We start from the raw sequence: 17,312 nt of genomic DNA on the forward strand, positions 1-17,312 counted from the left end.
ACAATGGTGCAACGCATCCCCAACCCCAACGAGCTGGAGCCGATCGAGCGCGCCAGCCGCGACGAACTGCAGGCGCTGCAGCTGGAACGGCTGAAATGGAGCGTGCGCCATGCCTACGACAACGTGCCGCACTACCGCAAGGCCTTCCATGCGGCCGGGGTGCATCCCGACGACCTGCAGTCGCTGTCGGACCTGTCGAAGTTCCCGTTCCTGACCAAGCAGGACCTGCGCGACAACTATCCCTTCGGCATGTTCGCGGTGCCGCGCGAGAAGGTGGCGCGCGTGCATGCGTCGAGCGGCACCACCGGCAAGCCGACCGTGGTCGGCTATACGGCGAAGGACATCGATACCTGGGCCGGCGTGGTGGCGCGCTCCATCCGCGCCGCCGGCGGGCGCGCCGGCGATTTGGTCCACGTGAGCTACGGCTACGGCCTGTTCACCGGCGGCCTGGGCGCGCACTACGGAGCAGAGAAGGCCGGCTGCACCGTGATCCCGATGTCCGGCGGACAGACCGAGAAACAGGTACAGCTGATCCGTGAGTTCCAGCCCGACATCATCATGGTCACGCCGTCGTACATGCTGAACCTGATCGAGGAGATGGAGCGCCAGGGCATGGATCCGTCGGAAAGCTCGCTGAAGGTCGGCATCTTCGGCGCCGAGCCGTGGACCGACGCCATGCGCGCCGAGATCGAGGCCCGTGCCGGCATCGACGCGGTGGACATCTATGGCCTGTCCGAAGTGATGGGCCCGGGCGTGGCCTGCGAATGCATCGAGAGCAAGGACGGCCCGGTGATCTGGGAAGACCATTTCTACGCCGAGATCATCGATCCGGTAACTGGCGAGGTGCTGCCGGACGGGTCCGAGGGCGAGCTGGTGTTTACCTCGCTCACCAAGGAAGCGCTGCCGGTGATCCGCTACCGCACGCGCGACCTCACGCGCCTGCTGCCGCCCACGTCGCGCTCGATGCGCCGCATCGGCAAGATCACCGGGCGCTCGGACGACATGCTGATCATCCGTGGCGTGAACGTGTTCCCCTCCCAGATCGAGGAACTGATCCTCAAGGCGCCGGCCCTGGCGCCGCAATACCAGCTGGTGGTGACCCGAGACGGGCATCTGGACAAGCTGGAAGTGCGCGTCGAGGCGCGGCCCGAGCGGTCGTCCTCGCTCTCTGCTGATGAAAAAGCGGCGCTGGAACGAGACCTGAAGGACCAGATCAAGACCTATGTGGGCGTCACCACGCGCGTGCAGGTGGTGGCCGCCGAAGGCATCGAGCGGTCCACCGTCGGCAAGGCCCGGCGCGTGCTGGACATGCGGCCGAAGGTGACGCACGAGCAGCCGGTCGGCGCGATCTGAAGTCCGTGCTGGACCAGTCGGAGCAGGCGGGTGCCGAGCGCCAGCGCTTCGCTGCGCAGTTCGTGCGCGCGATGACCGGCATCGGCGCCGCGGGTGCAAGCCAGCACTGACGCCGCGGGAACCCGATCCGTCAGTCAGCCTCCCGCTGCGTCTTGTGGTGAGACGCCATCTTCTCCTGCTGGGCCGGCGGGACGTTGTCGTAGTGGCTGAACTGGATGGTGTAGCTGCCGTGGCCGCCGGTGAGGCTGTTCAGCCGTGACTGGTAGTCGTTGAGCTCTGACAGCGGCACCTGCCCGGCGACGATCACTGCGTTGCCAACCGCGGTGCGGGTGCCGTGGACCTGGCCGCGCTTGGCTGAGAGATCGCCGATGATGTCGCCCATCGCGGTGCCCGGCGTCATGACCTCGATATCGACGATCGGCTCCAGCACGCCGGGACGCGCCTTGAGCACTGCGTCGATGAACGCCTTGCGCCCGGCGGTGGCGAACGCGACTTCTTTCGAATCGACCGGGTGGCTCTTGCCATCGTATACGGTGACGCGCACATCCTGCATCGGGAAGCCCGCCAGCGGGCCGCTCTCCAGTACCTGGCGGATGCCTTTTTCCACCGCGGGAATGAACTGCCCCGGGATCGCGCCACCCTTGACTGCATCGACAAACTCGAAGCCTTCGCCGCGCGACAGCGGCTCCACGCGCAGCATCACCTCGCCGAACTGCCCGGCGCCGCCGGTCTGCTTCTTGTGGCGGTGGTGGCCCTCGGCCTTGCCGCCGATGGTCTCGCGATACGCGATCTTGGGCGGGCGCGTGACCACCTCCAGCTTGTATTGCTCGGTCAGCCGCTCCAGCGCACAGCGCAGGTGGAATTCGCCCAGGCCGAACACCACGGTCTCATTGGTGCCGGCCGGGTGCTCCACGCGCAGGCATGGATCTTCAGCGCTGAGCTTGTGCAGCACCTCGGCCAGGCGCTGCTCGTTGCCGCGGCGAGCCGGTTCGATCGCCAGGCCGTAGATGGGCGTGAGGAACTCCAGCGGGGTCAGATGGATGTTGCCGTCCTCGGTGGCATCGTGCAGCACGGCGTCGAAGGCGAGCTCGTCGACCTTGGCCACGGCGCAGATATCGCCCGGCCCGGCCTGCGGCACTTCTTCGAGCTCCTTGCCCTGCAGCCTGAACAGGTGCGCCACCTTGAACGGCTGGCGCCCGTCGCCGATGTAGAGCTGGCTGTCGCGCGTGACCGTGCCCTGGTGAATGCGGAACACGGCCAGCTTGCCGACGTAGGGATCCATCACGATCTTGAAGACGTGGGCAAGCACATGCTTGTCGGGCACCGGCTCGGCACGCACCTCCTTGCGCTGCTCGCCGGCCTCGCGGTAGAACAGCGGCGGATTGCCTTCGGTGGGATTGGGCAGCAGGCGCACGAAGACGTCGAGCAGCTCCGCAATGCCGGTGCCTTTGGTTGCCGAGGTGAAGCAGATCGGCACCAGGTGGCCTTCGCGCAGTGCGCGCTCGAAGGGCGCATGCAGCTGTTCCGGCGTGATGCCCTGGCCTTGTTCTAGATACAGCTCCATCAGGTCGGGATCGATTTCGATCACCTGGTCGACCAGCGCATCGTGGGCAGCGCCCACCGACAGGAAATCGGATTCGCCGGCAGGATTGAAGAAGCAGTCGACGACCTGGCTGCCTCGGCCCGCCGGGAGGTTGATCGGCAGGCATTCCTTGCCGAACGCTTCCTGGATTTCCGTCAGCAGCGCGGCCAGGTCGATTTTGTCGCCGTCGATGCCGTTGATGATGATCATCCGGCACAGCTTGCGCGCCTGGGCCCACGCCATGGCGCGGCGCGTGGTCATCTCGATGCCGCTCTGCGCATTGATGACGATGGCGGCGGTCTCGACCGCCGGCAGGGCGCTGATCGCCAGGCCGGAGAAATCCGGGTAGCCAGGGGTGTCGAGCAGATAGATGCGGGTGTCGCGATAGTGCAGGTGGGCGACGGCGGAGTTGAGTGAGCGCTGGTACTTGCGCTCGAGCGGATCGGAATCGCAGACTGTGGAGCCGCGCTCGATGCTGCCGGGGCTGTGCAGCGCACCCCCCTTATACAGCAGCGCTTCGACCAGCGAGGTCTTGCCGCACCCCGCGTGCCCGAGCAGGGCGACGGTGCGGATGGCATCGGGACTGTAGTGCATGGTGGCTCTCGTCCGGCAATGGCTGTCCGGCCATTATTGGCGATATTCGCCCTGAACAACATATGCGGGAATCCACTAAGGCGCATTGGCGCACGGATTTGCGCCGGAAGTGGCGTGGGCGCCGCGCCGGAAGCCGGGCAACCGGTTGTGCGGGGACGGAAGAGGACCGCACAGGCCGGTTGCTGATGCACTGCAGCAGACTACTTCCGCAGATCGTCGTGGTCGGTCGACAGCGCCACCGCATGCCAGGCGGCCAGTTCGCTTTCCACCAGGCGGTTCTTCTGCCCGATCCGTGCCACCGTGTCCGAGCCCAGCGGCAGGCGCACCGGCGGCGTGTCGCTGTCGGCAAGGGTCAGCAGTGCCGCAGCCAGCCTGGCGGGGTCGCCGGGTTGCTGGTGGTTGGCGGAAGACATCAGCTCGCGCATGGCACCGACCGTTTCGGCGTAGGCCGGGATCTCCGTGCCGGCGCGGACCAGCGAGCTGGCATCGAGGAAATCGGTGCGGAAGAAGCCGGGTTCGACCACGGTGGCACGGATGCCCAGCGGCGCCAGTTCCGCAGCCAGCGCTTCGGGGTCAGGCCTTCCACGGCGAACTTGGTGGCGCCGTATACGCCCCAGCCCGGGTAGGCCGCATAGCCGCCGACCGACGAGATGTTGAGGATATGGCCGCTGCGCTGCAGTCGCATGCTGGGCAGCACGGCGCGTGTCACGGCGAGCAGGCCGAAGACATTGGTGGCGAACTGGTGCTCGACCTCCTGCGCGGAAGCTTCCTCCACTGCGCCAAGCAGGCCGTAGCCGGCGTTGTTGACCAGCACGTCGATGCGGCCGAAGCGGGCAACGGCGGCATCGGCGGCGGCAATGGCCTGCGCTTCGCTGGTGACGTCCAGCGCCACGCCAAGCAGGTTGTCGTGTTCGCCCAGCGTGGCGGTGATGGTCTCTGGGCGGCGCGCGGTGGCGACCACGCGATCGCCGCGCGCAAGCGCCGCACGGGCGATTTCCAGGCCGAAGCCGCGGGAGGCGCCGGTGATGAACCGGACCTTGGCGGTGGAGGTGGCGGCGATCGGGGTAGTGATATCGGACATGATGAAACTCCTTTTGGCGGGTGCTCGGGTTGTCTCGGGTGCGTCTGATGGCGGGGGCCACGGGGACAAATTTAGGCGCGCGGGCTTCGCAAATCTAGACGCAGCAATTGCGTTTCAATGACAACCGAAAGTTGCGGATAGGCACGGCCGGACGGCGCCCTCTGCGGGCCTGCAACCGGCAGCGTTTCGATTGAGGAAAGACTAGCCTGAGAAAAGTGTTCTCCCTCTCCCCTCAGGGGGAGAGGGTCGGGGTGAGGGGTGGCTTGGCCAGGAACCACATCAAGCGGGGCCAACGGTTTTTTCCGGGCACGGTAGCTTCGGCGAGCACCGGCCCTCACCCCCGGCCCCTCTCCCGCAGGCGGGAGAGGGGAGCAAACAGGCGGTCCCTGAAGCGGTCCGCTCTGCAAGAAGGACGGCTCAGGGCACGAGCCCGACCAGGCGCGACAGCGACTGCTCCGCGCCCCGGCCCGCCTCCACTACGAAGTCGATGAAACGCCGGACCCGCACCGGCATCTGGCTGCGATGCGGGTAGTACATGTACAGCCCGACATTGCTGCTGCTGTATCCGGTCAGGATCGCCTTCAGCCGCCCGCTGACCAGGTCGGCGTGGATCATGTAGGCGGACAGCTGGCCGATGCCCATGCCGGCCCGCACGGCCTCGACCTCGGCGTCGACGTCATTGAAGCTTGCCACCGCGGGCACCTCCTGGTAGACCAGGTTGCCGTCCACCTGCAGCTCCCATGGCACCATGCGCCCCGTTGCAGGGCGGCGGAAGCCGGTGCACTGGTGCAGCAGCAGTTCGTCGATGGTTGCCGGCTCGCCGTACCGCGCCAGATAGGCAGGCGCCGCGCAGATGACCAGCGGCAGGTCGCACAGCCGCCGCACCACCAGGTTCTGGCCGGGGCTGGTGCCGGCCCGGAAGCCGACATCGATCTTCGCTTCAACGAGGTCGGTGAAGAGGTCGCTCAGCACCACGTCGAAGGTGATGCCCGGGTACTGCTCGCGAAAGCCCCCGACCAGCGGGATCAGCACGCGGCTGCCGATCGAAGGCGGCGCGGTCAGCCGGATCATGCCGTCGTCGTCGCTCTTGCTGCTGCGTACCTGTTCGAGCGCCTCGTCGAGCTGGCGCATGCCAGGCGCGGCGAGTTCGAACAGGCGGGCGCCTTCGCTCGTCAGGCTGAGCTTGCGGGTGGTCCGGTGCAGCAGGCGCACGCCGAGGTCGCTTTCCAGTGTGCGTACGGCCTTGCTGACGGCCTGCGGGGTGACGCCCGCTTCCACCGCGGCGCGATGGAAGCTGCCGGCGCGTACCACGCCGAGGAAAAGGGTAAGAACACGGGCCTTGTCCATGACCGGCAACCAGAGGTTGAGAATGCGGCCATCATAGCGCCGGTCAGTAACACAATGGTGAACGCGGCCCGTCCTGCTCAGTGTTCGATCAGGTGCTCGATCCGAATCGGCAACTCCCGTATACGTTTTCCGGTTGCGTGAAAGACAGCGTTGGCCACGGCCGGGGCGACACCCACGAGGGCAATCTCACCCAGTCCCTTGACGCCCAGTTGATTGACATGAGGGTCGACCTCGTCGACGAAATGCGGCTCGAGCGTTCCGATGTCCAGGTTTACCGGTAGAAGGTAGTCTGCCATGTGCGAATTCACCGGCCGGCCATCGCGCGGATCCAGCGCCGTGCGCTCCATCAGTGCCATCCCGATGCCGCCGACCATCCCGCCCGTGCATTGGCTGGCTGCGAGCCGCGGATTCACGATGCGGCCCGCGCCATAGGCGCCCACCACCCGGCGGACACGGATCGTGCCGACATCCGGGTCGATCGCGACCTCCACGAACACCGCACCGAACGCATGCATGGAGAAGCGCTGGCGCGCTTCAGCATCCGGGCTCGCCGTAGCGCTTGCTTCAATGCTGCCGTCGATGCGGCCGGCGCGCGCCTCGAGTTGGTCTCGCGCTGCCAGGCAGGCCGAGCGCACCGCCGATCCGACCGACGCCAGCGTCATGGATCCGCCGTGGGGCGGGGTCGGCGGGAAATCCGACTGGCCAAGCCTGAAGCGCACGCCGGACATGGGAAGCCCTAGCGTCTCGGCCGCAATCTGCGTGATCGAGGTGTAGGTGCCGGGCCCCATGTCACTGGCTGCGGCCTCCACTTCGGCCGTGCCATCGGGAAGCAGGCGAACGCGCGCGCTGGCCTCACCGTGGAAAGCCGGGTAGGTGGCACATGCCATCCCCCACCCGATGCGCATGCGACCGTCGCGCATCGAGCCCGGCGCGTGCGTGCGGCGCGACCAGCCAAACGCGCTGGCGCCCCGCTCGTAGCAAGCCAGCATGGAGCGACTGGAGAAAGGCAGTTGCAGCCCCTCGTCCATGCGGGGTTCATTCCGGCGGCGAAGTTCCAGCGGATCCATCTCCAGCGCATAGGCCAGCTCGTCCATGGCGCATTCCAGCGCAAAGACGCCGGTGGCCTCGCCAGGGCCCCGCATATAAGTCGGCGTGCTGATGTCCAGCGGGGCCAGCCGATAGCTGGTGCGCACATTGGGACAGCCATAGAGAAACGGTGTCACCGAGGTGAGCGCCTCGACAAACTGCTCATACCGGCTGGTTTCGCCTGTGCCCTCGTGCAGGATGCCCGTCAGCTTGCCGTCCGGCGTTGCCGACAGCGCCACGCGTTGCAGGGTCCGCGGCCGGTGCCCCGCGAGATGGAAAGTCTGCCGCCGCGACAGGACCAGCTTGACCGGCCTGCCCACCTCGCGGGCGGCGACTGCGGCGAGCGTGACGTGTGGCCACGTGCGCAGACTGGTGCCAAAGGCCCCGCCGATGAACGGGCAGATGACGTGGACATGCTCGGCGGGGATGCCGAGTATGGCCGCGATTTCGGCCTGCTCGTTGACAACGAACTGGCTCTTGCTCCAGAGCGTCAGCCGGTCGCCTGACCAGGCGGCAATCGTGGCGTTCGGCTCTATCGGAACGTGATTCTCCCGCGCGGCATCGTAGCCAGCGTCGATCCTGATGGCTGCTGCTGCCAGCGCCGCCTCGGGGTCGCCGCGCACGCGGTCTGCCGAACGGGGACCTGGCTCGCGTCCTGCCTCCGGCACCACGGCTTCGGCACGCTTGTCGAGCGGGTCGGAGACCGGCGCTTCCGCTGCATAGCGAATGCGCAGCAGGCCGGCCGCGTGCTCGGCCTGGTCCAAAGTCTCCGCGACGACCAGGGCAACCGGCTGGCCGTAGAACTGCACGCGGTCGTCTTGCAGGACATGGAGACGTTCGCCGTGCGCCGGATCGATGAAGCCCTTGTGGGGGGCATATGCCAGCTTCGGCGCGTTGACATGGGTAAGCACCGCCAGCACCCCGGGTAGTTGCCGAGCCGCTTCGTCATCGACTTCGAGCACGCGTCCCAATCCAATCGAAGCGCCCACGATCACCGCGTAGGCCTGGCCTGGCTGGTTGAAATCAGCGGCATACCGCGCATTGCCCGTGACCTTGGCACGGCCGTCGATGCGCGCATGCGGCTGGCCGATATGGTTTTCGCTCATTTGCCTTCTCCCACGAGTTCGAGTGCATGTATCACTGTGCGTTGCAGCAGCGCGACCTTGTACCTGTTGCCCGGCAGGGGAGAGGCGTCCGCAATGGTGGTGAGCGCAGCTGCCTCGAAGCTCTGGCGCGTGGCAGGACTGCCTTGCAGGAGAAGTTCGGCCGCCCGCATTCGCCACGGCCGGGTACCGACGCCGCCGCAGGCCAGGCGCGCGGCCTGGATCACGCCATCTCGGACTTCAAAGGCCGCCGCGGCCGATACCAGCGCAAATTCATACGATGCCCGATCCCGGACCTTCAGGTAGCGGGCGGTCCGTGCAAAGGAGAGCGGCGGAACCCGTACTTCGACGATGAGTTCGCCGGCCTGCAAAGTGTGTTCGAGATGAGGCGTTGTCCCGGGGAGGCGGAAAAGGTCTTCCACGGGAAAGCTGCGAGCGCCATGCGGACCCCGCACATGGACCACCGCGTCCAGCGCGACAAGTGCAACCGCAAGATCGGACGGATGCGTGGCAGAGCAATGGTCGCTGACCCCAAGAATTGCATTGCCCGCGTGCAGTCCGTCGATGGCCGCGCAGCCGCTGCCGGGCGCCCGCTTGTTGCAATCAGCATCGAGCATGCGGAAGTAGGGACAGCGCACGCGTTGGAGGAGGTTGCCGATGCTGGCCATGTTTCGCAGTTGGGGAGAGGCGCCCTCGATCAGCGACTCGGCGATCACCGGGTGAAGCCGGCAAACGTCGGGATGCGCGGCAACATCGGACATGCGGGCCAGCGCGCCGATGACCAGCTCGTCGCCCTCCACCCGGATATGGCTCAGCGGCAGCGCGTTGATGTCCACCAGTCGCGTGGGCTGTTCCACGTGCTCGCGCATCAGGTCCACCAGTGTGGTGCCGCCGGCGATGAAGCGGGCCCCGGCCGCGGCCGCCCCCAGCGCTTCAGCTTCCGAGCCGGCCTTCTGCAGTGTGAACGGGATCATGGCAGCTTCCTCCCGCCAACTTCGGCGACCGCGGCGACGATCCCCGGATAGGCCCCGCAACGGCAGATGTTGCCGCTCATCCAGAAGCGCACTTCGCCGGCCGAAGTCGCATGACCCTCATCGATGCAGGCTACCCCGGACATGATCTGGCCTGCCGTGCAGAATCCACATTGAAATCCGTCGTGCGCGATAAACGCGGCCTGCAGCGGATGCAAGTCGCCGTCGGCCGGCCCCTGGCCTTCAATCGTGCTCACGTGCGTATCGTTGTACATGGCTGCCAGCGCCAGGCAGCTGTTGATCCGGCGCCCGTCCACCAGCACCGTGCAGGCCCCGCATGCGCCCTGGTTGCACCCCTTCTTTGTGCCCGTGAGGTCCAGGCGCTCGCGCAGTACGTCAAGCAGGGATTCGCGTGGATCGATATCCAGGCTATGCAGCGTGCCGTTGACCGTCAGGCGCAGCGGTATGTGAGTTGAGCCGGAAATGGTGCCGGCCTGCAAACCGGCAGGCGCGCCTTCGCCTGGCTGTGGTTGGCTACCTTCGGAACGAACAGAATCAGACATGGTCGACATTCCTCTTTGCATGGTCCAGTGGACCTGGGCTGTTGGGAACAGGGGCTTCGCTCGGGCCTGCACCAGGTGCGGGAGCGACAGGGTGGCGCATTCTGCAAGTCTCTGCAGCCTGGCCTGGCCCTGGCCCGCATCGGAACCGGAAGGTGTGTAGCGCCCGCGGACTGGTGGCACAGTCGTCGAAACGCTACAGGCACCGGCGGCCATCGCAATAGAACGCCGTTGCGCTGCAGTGGACGATTCTTGCGCTGACGCTTTGGATGATAGGTTTGAAAGAAGGGGTGGCCGGCAGGGAGCGCGTCAGGTCTTGCGGATTGTGGAGGCCTGTTTACTTCGATGGGGCAAATTCATAGGCTTTCATGCGCAGCGGGGACCTGGCCCCTTCCCCTGACACAACCGCCGTGGGCCCTTGCGGGGTATGTGCTGGCCTCCCGCCGCACCGCGCCTTCATTGCCTGCCTCGGTAAATTCATCCATTCCGACGACGCCTTGCGCCGCCTGGCATGTGAAGAATGTCCCACCACCCGAGGAGACAACTACATGACAAAGCATCCATTCGACCTGAGCGGCAAAGTGGCGCTGGTGACCGGCGGCAACGGCGGCATCGGCCTGGGCATTGCCGAGGGGCTGGCCGCGGCCGGTGCCGATATCGCGGTCTGGGGCACCAACGCGCAAAAGAACGCCGCCGCCGCCGACCGGCTGGCCCAGTACGGCCGCAAGGTGCATACCGAGGTGTGCGACGTCGGCGACGAACAGGCGGTCGATGCTGCAATGCAGCGCATGGTGGCGGCGCTGGGGCGGATCGACGGCTGCTTTGCCAATGCCGGCGTGGGCGGCAACAAGAGCCCCTTCGATGCCATGACGGCCGAACTCTGGCGCCGCACCATGCGGGTCAACCTGGACGGCGCCTTCTTCACACTGCGTGCGGCGGTGCGGCAGATGCTGGCGCAGGGCGAGGGCGGGGTGTTGTGCGCCACCGCCTCGGTGGCGGCGATCGAGGGCGCGCCGCGCAGCGAGAACTACGCCGCCACCAAGGGCGGCGTCATTTCAATGATGCGCGGCCTGGCCGTCGAGTACGCCCGCCGCGGCATCCGCGCGCATTCCATCCTGCCGGGCTGGATCAAGACCGAGATGACCGGCGCCGCGCAGGCCAACGACGCCTTCCAGGAAATGGTGCACAAGCGCGTGCCGATGCGCCGCTGGGGCGAAGGCAGCGACTTCGGCGGCATTGCCGTGTACCTGATGAGTCCGGCGTCGGCCTACCACACCGGCGATACTTTCGTCATCGACGGCGGCTATACGCTGTTCTGAGTGAAGCTGGCCAGGCACCGCGCGTCGAGATGCTCCTGCCCTCTCCCCCTGCCCCTCTCCCGCAAGCGGGAGAGGAGAGACCACCACCGGCATATCCAGGGCTGCCGGCGGCGTGCTACAGCACGTCGTCCTTCAGGTGATACCAGTGGTAGAGGACCCGCTGGCCAAGCCGGCGGAACGGCGCGAATGCCTGCGATTCCACCATCTCGCGCACATTGGGGAACGGCAATGCCGAGCGGAAGATCGGCAGGTCCGGTCCCGGGCTCTTGCCGGCAACCATCGCGGCCATGCGGCGGCCGGCCTGGGCGGAGTACATGACGCCGTTGCCGCCATAGCCCAGTGCATAGAACACCGACTGCGCGGGATCAGGACGGAAGATGCGGGGCATCATGTCATGGCTCACATCCACCCAGCCCCACCACGAGTAGTCGACCTGGATGCCCTGCAGCGCCGGGAATTTGCGGTGCATGTCGGCAATCAGCTTCTGGCGGTACTGGTCCTGCGGGGCGTCGTTGCCGGTGATGGCGCTGCGGCTGCCGATCTGCAGGCGGCCATCGGGCATCAGGCGGTAGTAATGGCGCAGGATGCGGGTATCCGTGATGACCTGCGTCGTGCGGAAGTTGCACGCCTCACGCTCCTGCGCCGTGAGCGGGCGCGTGACGATGGAGTTGGAAAGGATCGGGAAGAGCCGGTTCTTCAGTTGTGCGTGCAGCGACTGCGACGTATAGCCGCCGGTCGCTACCGCCACCGTGCGCGCGCGCACGATGCCGCCAGGCGTGCGCAGGTAATGCACGCCGTTGCGCGTCTCCCAGCCGGTCACCGGGCTGGACGGGTGGACTTTCGCGCCGAGCGCGCGGGCGCGGCGCAGGTAGCCGAAGGCAAGCTTGCCGGCGTGGATGCCGATGCCTTCCGGTTCGTGCATGGCGCCGGCGGCTTCCTTGTCGTCGACGTATTCGCGCTTGACGGTATCGGCGTCGAGGATGCGTGCGTCGTACTTGAAGACTTCGCGCAGGATCTTCGCTTCCTTCTCCAGCGCCGGCATGACCTTGGCGCGATGGGCGATGTACAGGTGCCCGCCGGGCTGCGGATCGCAGTCGATGTCCTTGATCAGGCTCTTGAAGGTCTCCATGCCGGCGCAGACTTCTTCATGCAGGCGCAGCGCCGTGTTCAGGCCATAGCGCTGGATCCATTGCGAGCGCTTCAGCCGCCCCGACGCGCACTGCGCCTGGCCGCCGTTGCGCGTGCTGCAGCCCCAGCTGACGCGGTTGGCTTCGAGCACGGTGGCCTTGATGCCGTGTTCCTGCGCCAGGAAGATCGCGCAGGTCAGGCCGGTGAAGCCGGAACCGATGATGGCCACGTCGACATCGATGTCGTGCGTGATCGGGCCGTCGTCTGCCGGCGGTTCGCCGGCGGTGCCGATCCAGTACGTCGGCGCGTACTCGCGGCCGTGGCCGGGGGTAGGGGTATGCAGCGGATCGTAGGCGGGATCGTACGGGCGCGACGGCGCCGTCGAATGTTCACCGGTGAGGATGCTGCGTGTGGCAACGGCTTGCATGGCGCGTCTCCCGGGTTCAGGCAGCAGCCTTTACAGCGACGGGAGGCCGGTCCTTGCGGTAGGCGTTCTTCACCGCGATCTTGCCGTCGCGGAAGGTGAACACGTCTACCATGCGCGCCTCGATGCGCGCGCCGTCGGCACGGGTGCCGCGGAAGGTGGATTCGCTCACGCCGCGATCGCCGGCCACGAAGTGCTCGCCGTCCACCCACGCCGCATCCGGGAAAGTCTGCCAGGCCAGCAGGAAGCCTTCGCGCACGGCTTCGCGGCCGATAAAGCTGCGGCCGAGCAGCTCGCCGCCGGCCACGCCGTGGAAGGCGCAGTCATCGGCCATGAAGCTCATCAGCGCTTCGATGTCGTGGCGGTTCCAGGCGTCGTTGAAGGCCTGCAGGAGGTCGGTGCCGACCTGGTTGGTGTTGCTTGCGCGCATGTCTGGTCTCCTTGGTGTTGTCTGCCGGTGTCGGGTGTGGGATGCACACGCGCACCGGCCATGACTCGAGGATAGGGAAGCCACGCGCGTGGCTGTAGCACCAGTTGGCAGGAATCGCTTGGGCCAGCGCTCGGGACGGGCGGGTCAGGCCGCGGAGGACACCTGTGGTGCGGCAGGCGCCGCTGCCTGCAGCTCGCGCACCACGGCGGCCAGCACGCGGATGCCGGGCTCGATGCGCTCGGTGGCGATCGACGAGTAGCCCAGCCGGAAGCCGTTGCGCGGCGCGGGCTCGGCCATGAAGAAGACGCTGCCGGGCTCGATCAGCACACCCTGCGTCTCGGCCACGCGCGCCAGCGCATCGGCATCGAGCCAGGCCGGCCCCTCGATCCAGCAGGACGCGCCGCCGGCGATGGGCACGGCGCGGAAGTCCGGCATGTGCGTGGCCAGCGCCGCCAGGACGGCTTCGGCACGCTCGCGGTGCGAGGCGGACAGGCGGCGCAGGTGCGCATCGTAGTGCCCGAGCGACAGGAACAGCGAGAAGGCGCGCTGGATATACGCGGAAGGATGCCGCAGCATCAGCCGGCGCACGCCGCGCAACTCGGCAATCAGCTTGGCCGGACCGACGATATAGCCGATACGCAATCCCGGCGCCAGGCTCTTGGACAGGCTGCCGACATAGATCACGCGGTTGCTGCGGTCCAGACTCTTCAGCGTCGGGGTGGGGTCGCCTTCGAAGCGGCTTTCGCTTTCGTAGTCGTCCTCGATCAGCACGAAGTCCGCTTCTTCGGCCTGCCGCAGCAGTGCCTGCCGGCGAGCCAGCGGCATGGTCACCGTGGTCGGGCACTGGTGGCTGGGGGTGACATAGACGTAGTCGCAGGCGCGCTGTGCGTCGGACAGCACCAGCCCGTCGGCGTCGATGGGCAGCGGCACCAGTTGCGACGTATGGGTGCCGAAGATATTGCGCGCATCCGGATAGCCGGGTTCCTCGATGCCCACGGGCGTGTCGCTGCTCACCAGCAGGTCGGCCAGCAGGTAAAGCGCCTGCTGCGCACCCACCGTGATCACGATCTCGTCCGCGCTCGCCCACACGCCGCGCCGCGGCAGCACGCGCGTGCGGATCTGCTGCACCAGGGACTCGTCGTCGCGCAGGAACATGTCCTGCGCCCACTCGTGGATGTCGAGCACGCTGAGCGCCTTCAGGCAGCATTCGCGCCAGTCGGCCGTGGGGAACAGCGCAGGGTCGTACTGGCCGTAGATGAACGGGTAGGGGTAGTCGCGCCAGTTGGCGCGCTTGACGATATTGCGCTGCTGGGTGGGACGAAAGACGAAACGCCTATCCCAGTCAGGCTCGCCGTCGCGGGTGGGGACTTGCGCGCCGCGCAGCGAAGCGACACCACTCACCCGCGTGCCGAGGATATCGGGATTGACGAAGTAGCCGCTGCGTTCGCGGGCGACGAGATAGCCTTCGTCCACCAGTTGCTGGTAGGCCAGCACCACCGTGTTGCGGGCCACGCGCAGTTGCGCGGAGAGTTCGCGGCTGCTGGGCAGCGGCACGCCCAGCGGCAATTGCTCGTCCAGGATGGCGGAGACAAGCATCTGGCGGATCTTGCCTTGCAGGCTCAGGCCGGACTGGGCGTGTTGCTGGAAGAGTTGGGCCCAGAGGGTGGTGGGGGATTTCAGGCTCATGGCTTGGGTATTGGGGGCGCATCAACGACCGCTGACGCATCCGGCAATCTGATCGCGCCCCAGCATACCTCAATACTCATGCAGATCCGGCCGAGGCACCTCCGCCAGCGGCACTACCGGCACCACGCCACGGCGAAACAGCTGCCTTGCCCCGAAGGCACCCAGCAGGATCGCCAGGCTCACCACCCCCAGCGCCAGCGGCGTACGCTGATCGGGAATGAATGCCATGGCCACCACGATGCCCAGCATGCCGATAATCGCCACATAGGTGAGATACGGAAAGCACCACATGCGCACACGCAGTTTCTCGGGGGCTTCACGCTCCAGCCGGCTGCGCAGCCGCAGTTGCGAGACGGCAATCAGGATGTAGACGAAGATCGCAACCGTGCCGTACGAATTGACCAGGAAGGCAAACACCTTGTCCGGCGAGACATAGGACATCACCACCGCGCCGTAGCCGAACAGCGTGCCCACCAGGATGGCGCGCACCGGCACGCCGTTGCGGCTCACGCGGGCGAGCGACTTGGGGGCGTCGCCGCGGCGCGTCAGGGCGAACAGCATGCGCGAGGAGGCATAGAGGCCGGAGTTGAGCGCGGACAGCACGGCGGTCAGCACCACGGCGTTCATGATCTGCGCGGCGGCCGGCACGCCCATGGCGTTCAGGGCGCTGACATACGGCGTGGCGATGTTCGTGGAGTTCCACGGCACCAGGCAGACCACCAGCAGGATCGAGCCGACATAGAACACCAGCACGCGGGTAATCACCGAGCTGGTGGCCTTGGCCACGGCCTTCTGCGGTTCGGCGGTTTCCGCGGCGGCGATGGTGACGATCTCGGCGCCGAAGTAGAAGCCCGTGGCGGCCACCGCCCCGGTCAGCACCGGTACGATGCCATGCGGCATGAAGCCGCCGTTGGCGGTCAGGTTGGCGACCTGCATGCCGTGCGCGCCGGGAGCCAGGCCCAGCACGTACACGCCGGCGACGAACAGGAACACCATGATCGCGGCGACCTTGATCGACGCAAACCAGAACTCGAATTCGCCGAACGACTTCACGGAAATCAGGTTGGTCAGGGTCAGCATGACCAGCAAGACCAGGCTGATGATCCAGTTCGGGACGTCTGGCAGCCAGTAGCGCACCAGGTCGGCGCCGGCTACGGCCTCCAGCGCGACCACGATCACCCAGAAATACCAGTACATCCACCCGGTGAGGAAGCCGGACAGCTCGCCGACGGCGGGGCGGTCGCGCCAGGCTTCGCGGGCGTACTCGTAGAACGAGCCGCCGCCGGGCATGGCGCAGGCCAGTTCGCCCAGCATGCGCATCACCAGCACCACGAGCGTGCCGGTGATGAGAAAGGAAAGGACCGCGGCGGGTCCGGCCGACTTGATGACGACGCCACTGCCGACGAAGAGGCCGGCGCCGATGACGCCGCCCAGCGCGATCATTGTCATGTGGCGCTGCTTCAGGCCGTGCGACAGCCCTGTTTCGGGCTTCGGGTTGCTGATCATGTTGTGTCTCCTGTACTGCGGATAGTCAGGCGCCACGGCTTCTTTCTGGTATAGGCGGCGCTGCAGGGAAATGCAGGCCCGGGCCGTGGTCGGTTCCACTCCTTGGGTGTCCTTGGAGGATCGGGAAATCATCCGTCCATGTCTGGCGTTCTCCGGTGGCTACTTAAAAAATGGAACTTAAAGTTCCGAAAAATGTTTTGTTAACGGGAATGTAGGTCGCCAGAACGAAGAGGTCAACCGGAAGTTTCGATAATTGATATGATTTGTATCTGAAACTGAAACTTGTCTATGATGGGAGCCAGGTCATGAACGATATGCGCCTCACCAAAAGTGATGCCCGGCCTGACGGGGACACGCCTGCACTGCGCCTGTTCGGCTTGCTGGAGGTCATCGCCGCCAAGGACCACGCCTTCAACCTGCAGGCGCTGGTGGAAGAAACCGGCCTGCCCAAGCCCACGCTGCACCGCATGCTGCAGCAGCTGGAGGCGGCCGGCATGGTCCAGCGCAATGGCGACGGGCGCCAGTACGGCACCGGCCTGCGCCTGCGCCGGCTGGCTGAAAACCTGCTGCTGAACAACACCTCGCACGGCGCGCGCCACATGGTGCTGCGCAAGCTGGTGGAAGACGTGGGCGAGAGCTGCAACCTGACCGCGTTTTCGAGCGGCGAAGTACTGTACCTGGATCGTGTGGAGACGGCGGCGCCGCTGCGCTTCTACCTGCACCCGGGCTCGCGCGTGCCGGCCCATTGCTCGGCAACGGGCAAGCTGTTCCTGGCACAACTGGCGCCGGCGCAGCGCCAGCGCTTGCTGGCGCACACGGAGCTGGAGCGCTATACGGCGAACACGCTGACCGACCACGCGCAGCTGGAAGCCGAGCTGGAGCGCGTGAAGGGCGACGGCTATGCGATGGATGACGAAGAGTTCCTGCCGGGACTGATCTGCATCGGCGTGCTGGTGCCGGCGGCAGACGGCGGGAAATCGAACCTGGGACTGGCGCTGCAGGCACCGGTCATGCGCGTGACGCGCGAGAAGGCGCTGCAGCTGCTGCCCGCATTGCAGCGTGCGGCGGGCGCGCTGGCGGCGATCGAGGCCGAAAGCGGCAACGCCTGGGGCGGCGCGGACGAGGAGGAGTAGCAGCCGCTG

The 17,312-nt window shown here is 66.6% G+C and carries 12 protein-coding genes and 1 pseudogene; 3 read left to right on the plus strand and 10 right to left on the minus strand.

All coding sequences use genetic code 11. The features are described from left to right. Positions 1-3 precede the first annotated feature (3 nt). Positions 4-1,353 carry a phenylacetate--CoA ligase PaaK gene (gene paaK / locus RM96_RS34880; RefSeq protein ID WP_039016328.1) on the plus strand — a complete coding sequence of 450 codons (1,350 nt, stop codon included), beginning with the start codon at positions 4-6 and terminating at the stop codon, positions 1,351-1,353. A gap of 130 nt (positions 1,354-1,483) precedes the next feature. Here paaK and fusA read toward each other — a convergent pair whose 3' ends face one another. From fusA to RM96_RS34910, 6 genes and pseudogenes are all read right to left on the minus strand, one after another. Beyond that, positions 1,484-3,529, minus strand: a complete 2,046-nt coding sequence (gene fusA, locus RM96_RS34885; protein WP_039016329.1) for an elongation factor G — start codon at positions 3,527-3,529, stop codon at positions 1,484-1,486. 200 nt (positions 3,530-3,729) lie between these two features. Next, positions 3,730-4,610, minus strand: a pseudogene (locus RM96_RS34890) (oxidoreductase). Between the two features lie 417 nt (positions 4,611-5,027). Continuing rightward, complete coding sequence (locus tag RM96_RS34895; RefSeq protein ID WP_039016330.1) at positions 5,028-5,957, minus strand: LysR family transcriptional regulator; 930 nt, start codon at positions 5,955-5,957, stop codon at positions 5,028-5,030. 77 nt (positions 5,958-6,034) lie between these two features. Then, positions 6,035-8,149, minus strand: a complete 2,115-nt coding sequence (locus tag RM96_RS34900) for a xanthine dehydrogenase family protein molybdopterin-binding subunit (RefSeq protein ID WP_039016331.1) — start codon at positions 8,147-8,149, stop codon at positions 6,035-6,037. Beyond that, positions 8,146-9,120, minus strand: coding sequence for an FAD binding domain-containing protein (locus RM96_RS34905; protein WP_039016332.1), 975 nt, complete (start codon positions 9,118-9,120; stop codon positions 8,146-8,148). The genes RM96_RS34900 and RM96_RS34905 overlap by 4 nt, the downstream gene beginning before the upstream one ends. Next, positions 9,117-9,680: a (2Fe-2S)-binding protein gene (locus RM96_RS34910; protein ID WP_039016422.1), complete on the minus strand. Its 564-nt coding sequence runs from the start codon at positions 9,678-9,680 to the stop codon at positions 9,117-9,119. The genes RM96_RS34905 and RM96_RS34910 overlap by 4 nt, the downstream gene beginning before the upstream one ends. A gap of 545 nt (positions 9,681-10,225) precedes the next feature. Between RM96_RS34910 and RM96_RS34915 the strand changes: the two genes are divergently transcribed. Then, entirely contained in the window at positions 10,226-10,996 is a 771-nt protein-coding gene (locus RM96_RS34915; RefSeq protein ID WP_039016333.1) for an SDR family NAD(P)-dependent oxidoreductase, read from the plus strand. 115 nt (positions 10,997-11,111) lie between these two features. Here RM96_RS34915 and RM96_RS34920 read toward each other — a convergent pair whose 3' ends face one another. The 4 genes from RM96_RS34920 to RM96_RS34935 form a co-directional block, all read right to left on the minus strand. Then, a complete protein-coding gene (locus RM96_RS34920; RefSeq protein WP_039016334.1) occupies positions 11,112-12,551 on the minus strand; it encodes an NAD(P)/FAD-dependent oxidoreductase in 1,440 nt (479 codons plus the stop codon). Between the two features lie 16 nt (positions 12,552-12,567). Next, positions 12,568-12,978: a nuclear transport factor 2 family protein gene (locus RM96_RS34925; RefSeq protein WP_039016335.1), complete on the minus strand. Its 411-nt coding sequence runs from the start codon at positions 12,976-12,978 to the stop codon at positions 12,568-12,570. A 144-nt stretch (positions 12,979-13,122) separates the two neighbouring features. Beyond that, complete coding sequence (pdxR, locus tag RM96_RS34930) at positions 13,123-14,664, minus strand: MocR-like pyridoxine biosynthesis transcription factor PdxR (protein ID WP_039016336.1); 1,542 nt, start codon at positions 14,662-14,664, stop codon at positions 13,123-13,125. A 69-nt stretch (positions 14,665-14,733) separates the two neighbouring features. Beyond that, positions 14,734-16,170 (minus strand): amino acid permease, encoded by a 1,437-nt coding sequence (locus tag RM96_RS34935; protein ID WP_039016337.1) that lies wholly within the window; start codon positions 16,168-16,170, stop codon positions 14,734-14,736. A gap of 305 nt (positions 16,171-16,475) precedes the next feature. Between RM96_RS34935 and RM96_RS34940 the strand changes: the two genes are divergently transcribed. Beyond that, positions 16,476-17,303, plus strand: a complete 828-nt coding sequence (locus RM96_RS34940) for an IclR family transcriptional regulator (RefSeq protein WP_039016338.1) — start codon at positions 16,476-16,478, stop codon at positions 17,301-17,303. Positions 17,304-17,312 lie beyond the last annotated feature (9 nt).

The sequence above is a fragment of the Cupriavidus sp. IDO genome (assembly GCF_000812465.1).
Lineage (GTDB): Bacteria > Pseudomonadota > Gammaproteobacteria > Burkholderiales > Burkholderiaceae > Cupriavidus.

Bases quoted from the DNA above. Each gene is read 5' to 3' on its own strand.
- paaK (WP_039016328.1), top strand. From the start codon at position 4: ATGGTGCAACGCATCCCCAACCCCAACGAGCTGGAGCCGATCGAGCGC.
- fusA (WP_039016329.1), bottom strand. From the start codon at position 3,529: ATGCACTACAGTCCCGATGCCATCCGCACCGTCGCCCTGCTCGGGCAC.
- RM96_RS34895 (WP_039016330.1), bottom strand. From the start codon at position 5,957: ATGGACAAGGCCCGTGTTCTTACCCTTTTCCTCGGCGTGGTACGCGCC.
- RM96_RS34900 (WP_039016331.1), bottom strand. From the start codon at position 8,149: ATGAGCGAAAACCATATCGGCCAGCCGCATGCGCGCATCGACGGCCGT.
- RM96_RS34905 (WP_039016332.1), bottom strand. From the start codon at position 9,120: ATGATCCCGTTCACACTGCAGAAGGCCGGCTCGGAAGCTGAAGCGCTG.
- RM96_RS34910 (WP_039016422.1), bottom strand. From the start codon at position 9,680: ATGTCTGATTCTGTTCGTTCCGAAGGTAGCCAACCACAGCCAGGCGAA.
- RM96_RS34915 (WP_039016333.1), top strand. From the start codon at position 10,226: ATGACAAAGCATCCATTCGACCTGAGCGGCAAAGTGGCGCTGGTGACC.
- RM96_RS34920 (WP_039016334.1), bottom strand. From the start codon at position 12,551: ATGCAAGCCGTTGCCACACGCAGCATCCTCACCGGTGAACATTCGACG.
- RM96_RS34925 (WP_039016335.1), bottom strand. From the start codon at position 12,978: ATGCGCGCAAGCAACACCAACCAGGTCGGCACCGACCTCCTGCAGGCC.
- pdxR (WP_039016336.1), bottom strand. From the start codon at position 14,664: ATGAGCCTGAAATCCCCCACCACCCTCTGGGCCCAACTCTTCCAGCAA.
- RM96_RS34935 (WP_039016337.1), bottom strand. From the start codon at position 16,170: ATGATCAGCAACCCGAAGCCCGAAACAGGGCTGTCGCACGGCCTGAAG.
- RM96_RS34940 (WP_039016338.1), top strand. From the start codon at position 16,476: ATGAACGATATGCGCCTCACCAAAAGTGATGCCCGGCCTGACGGGGAC.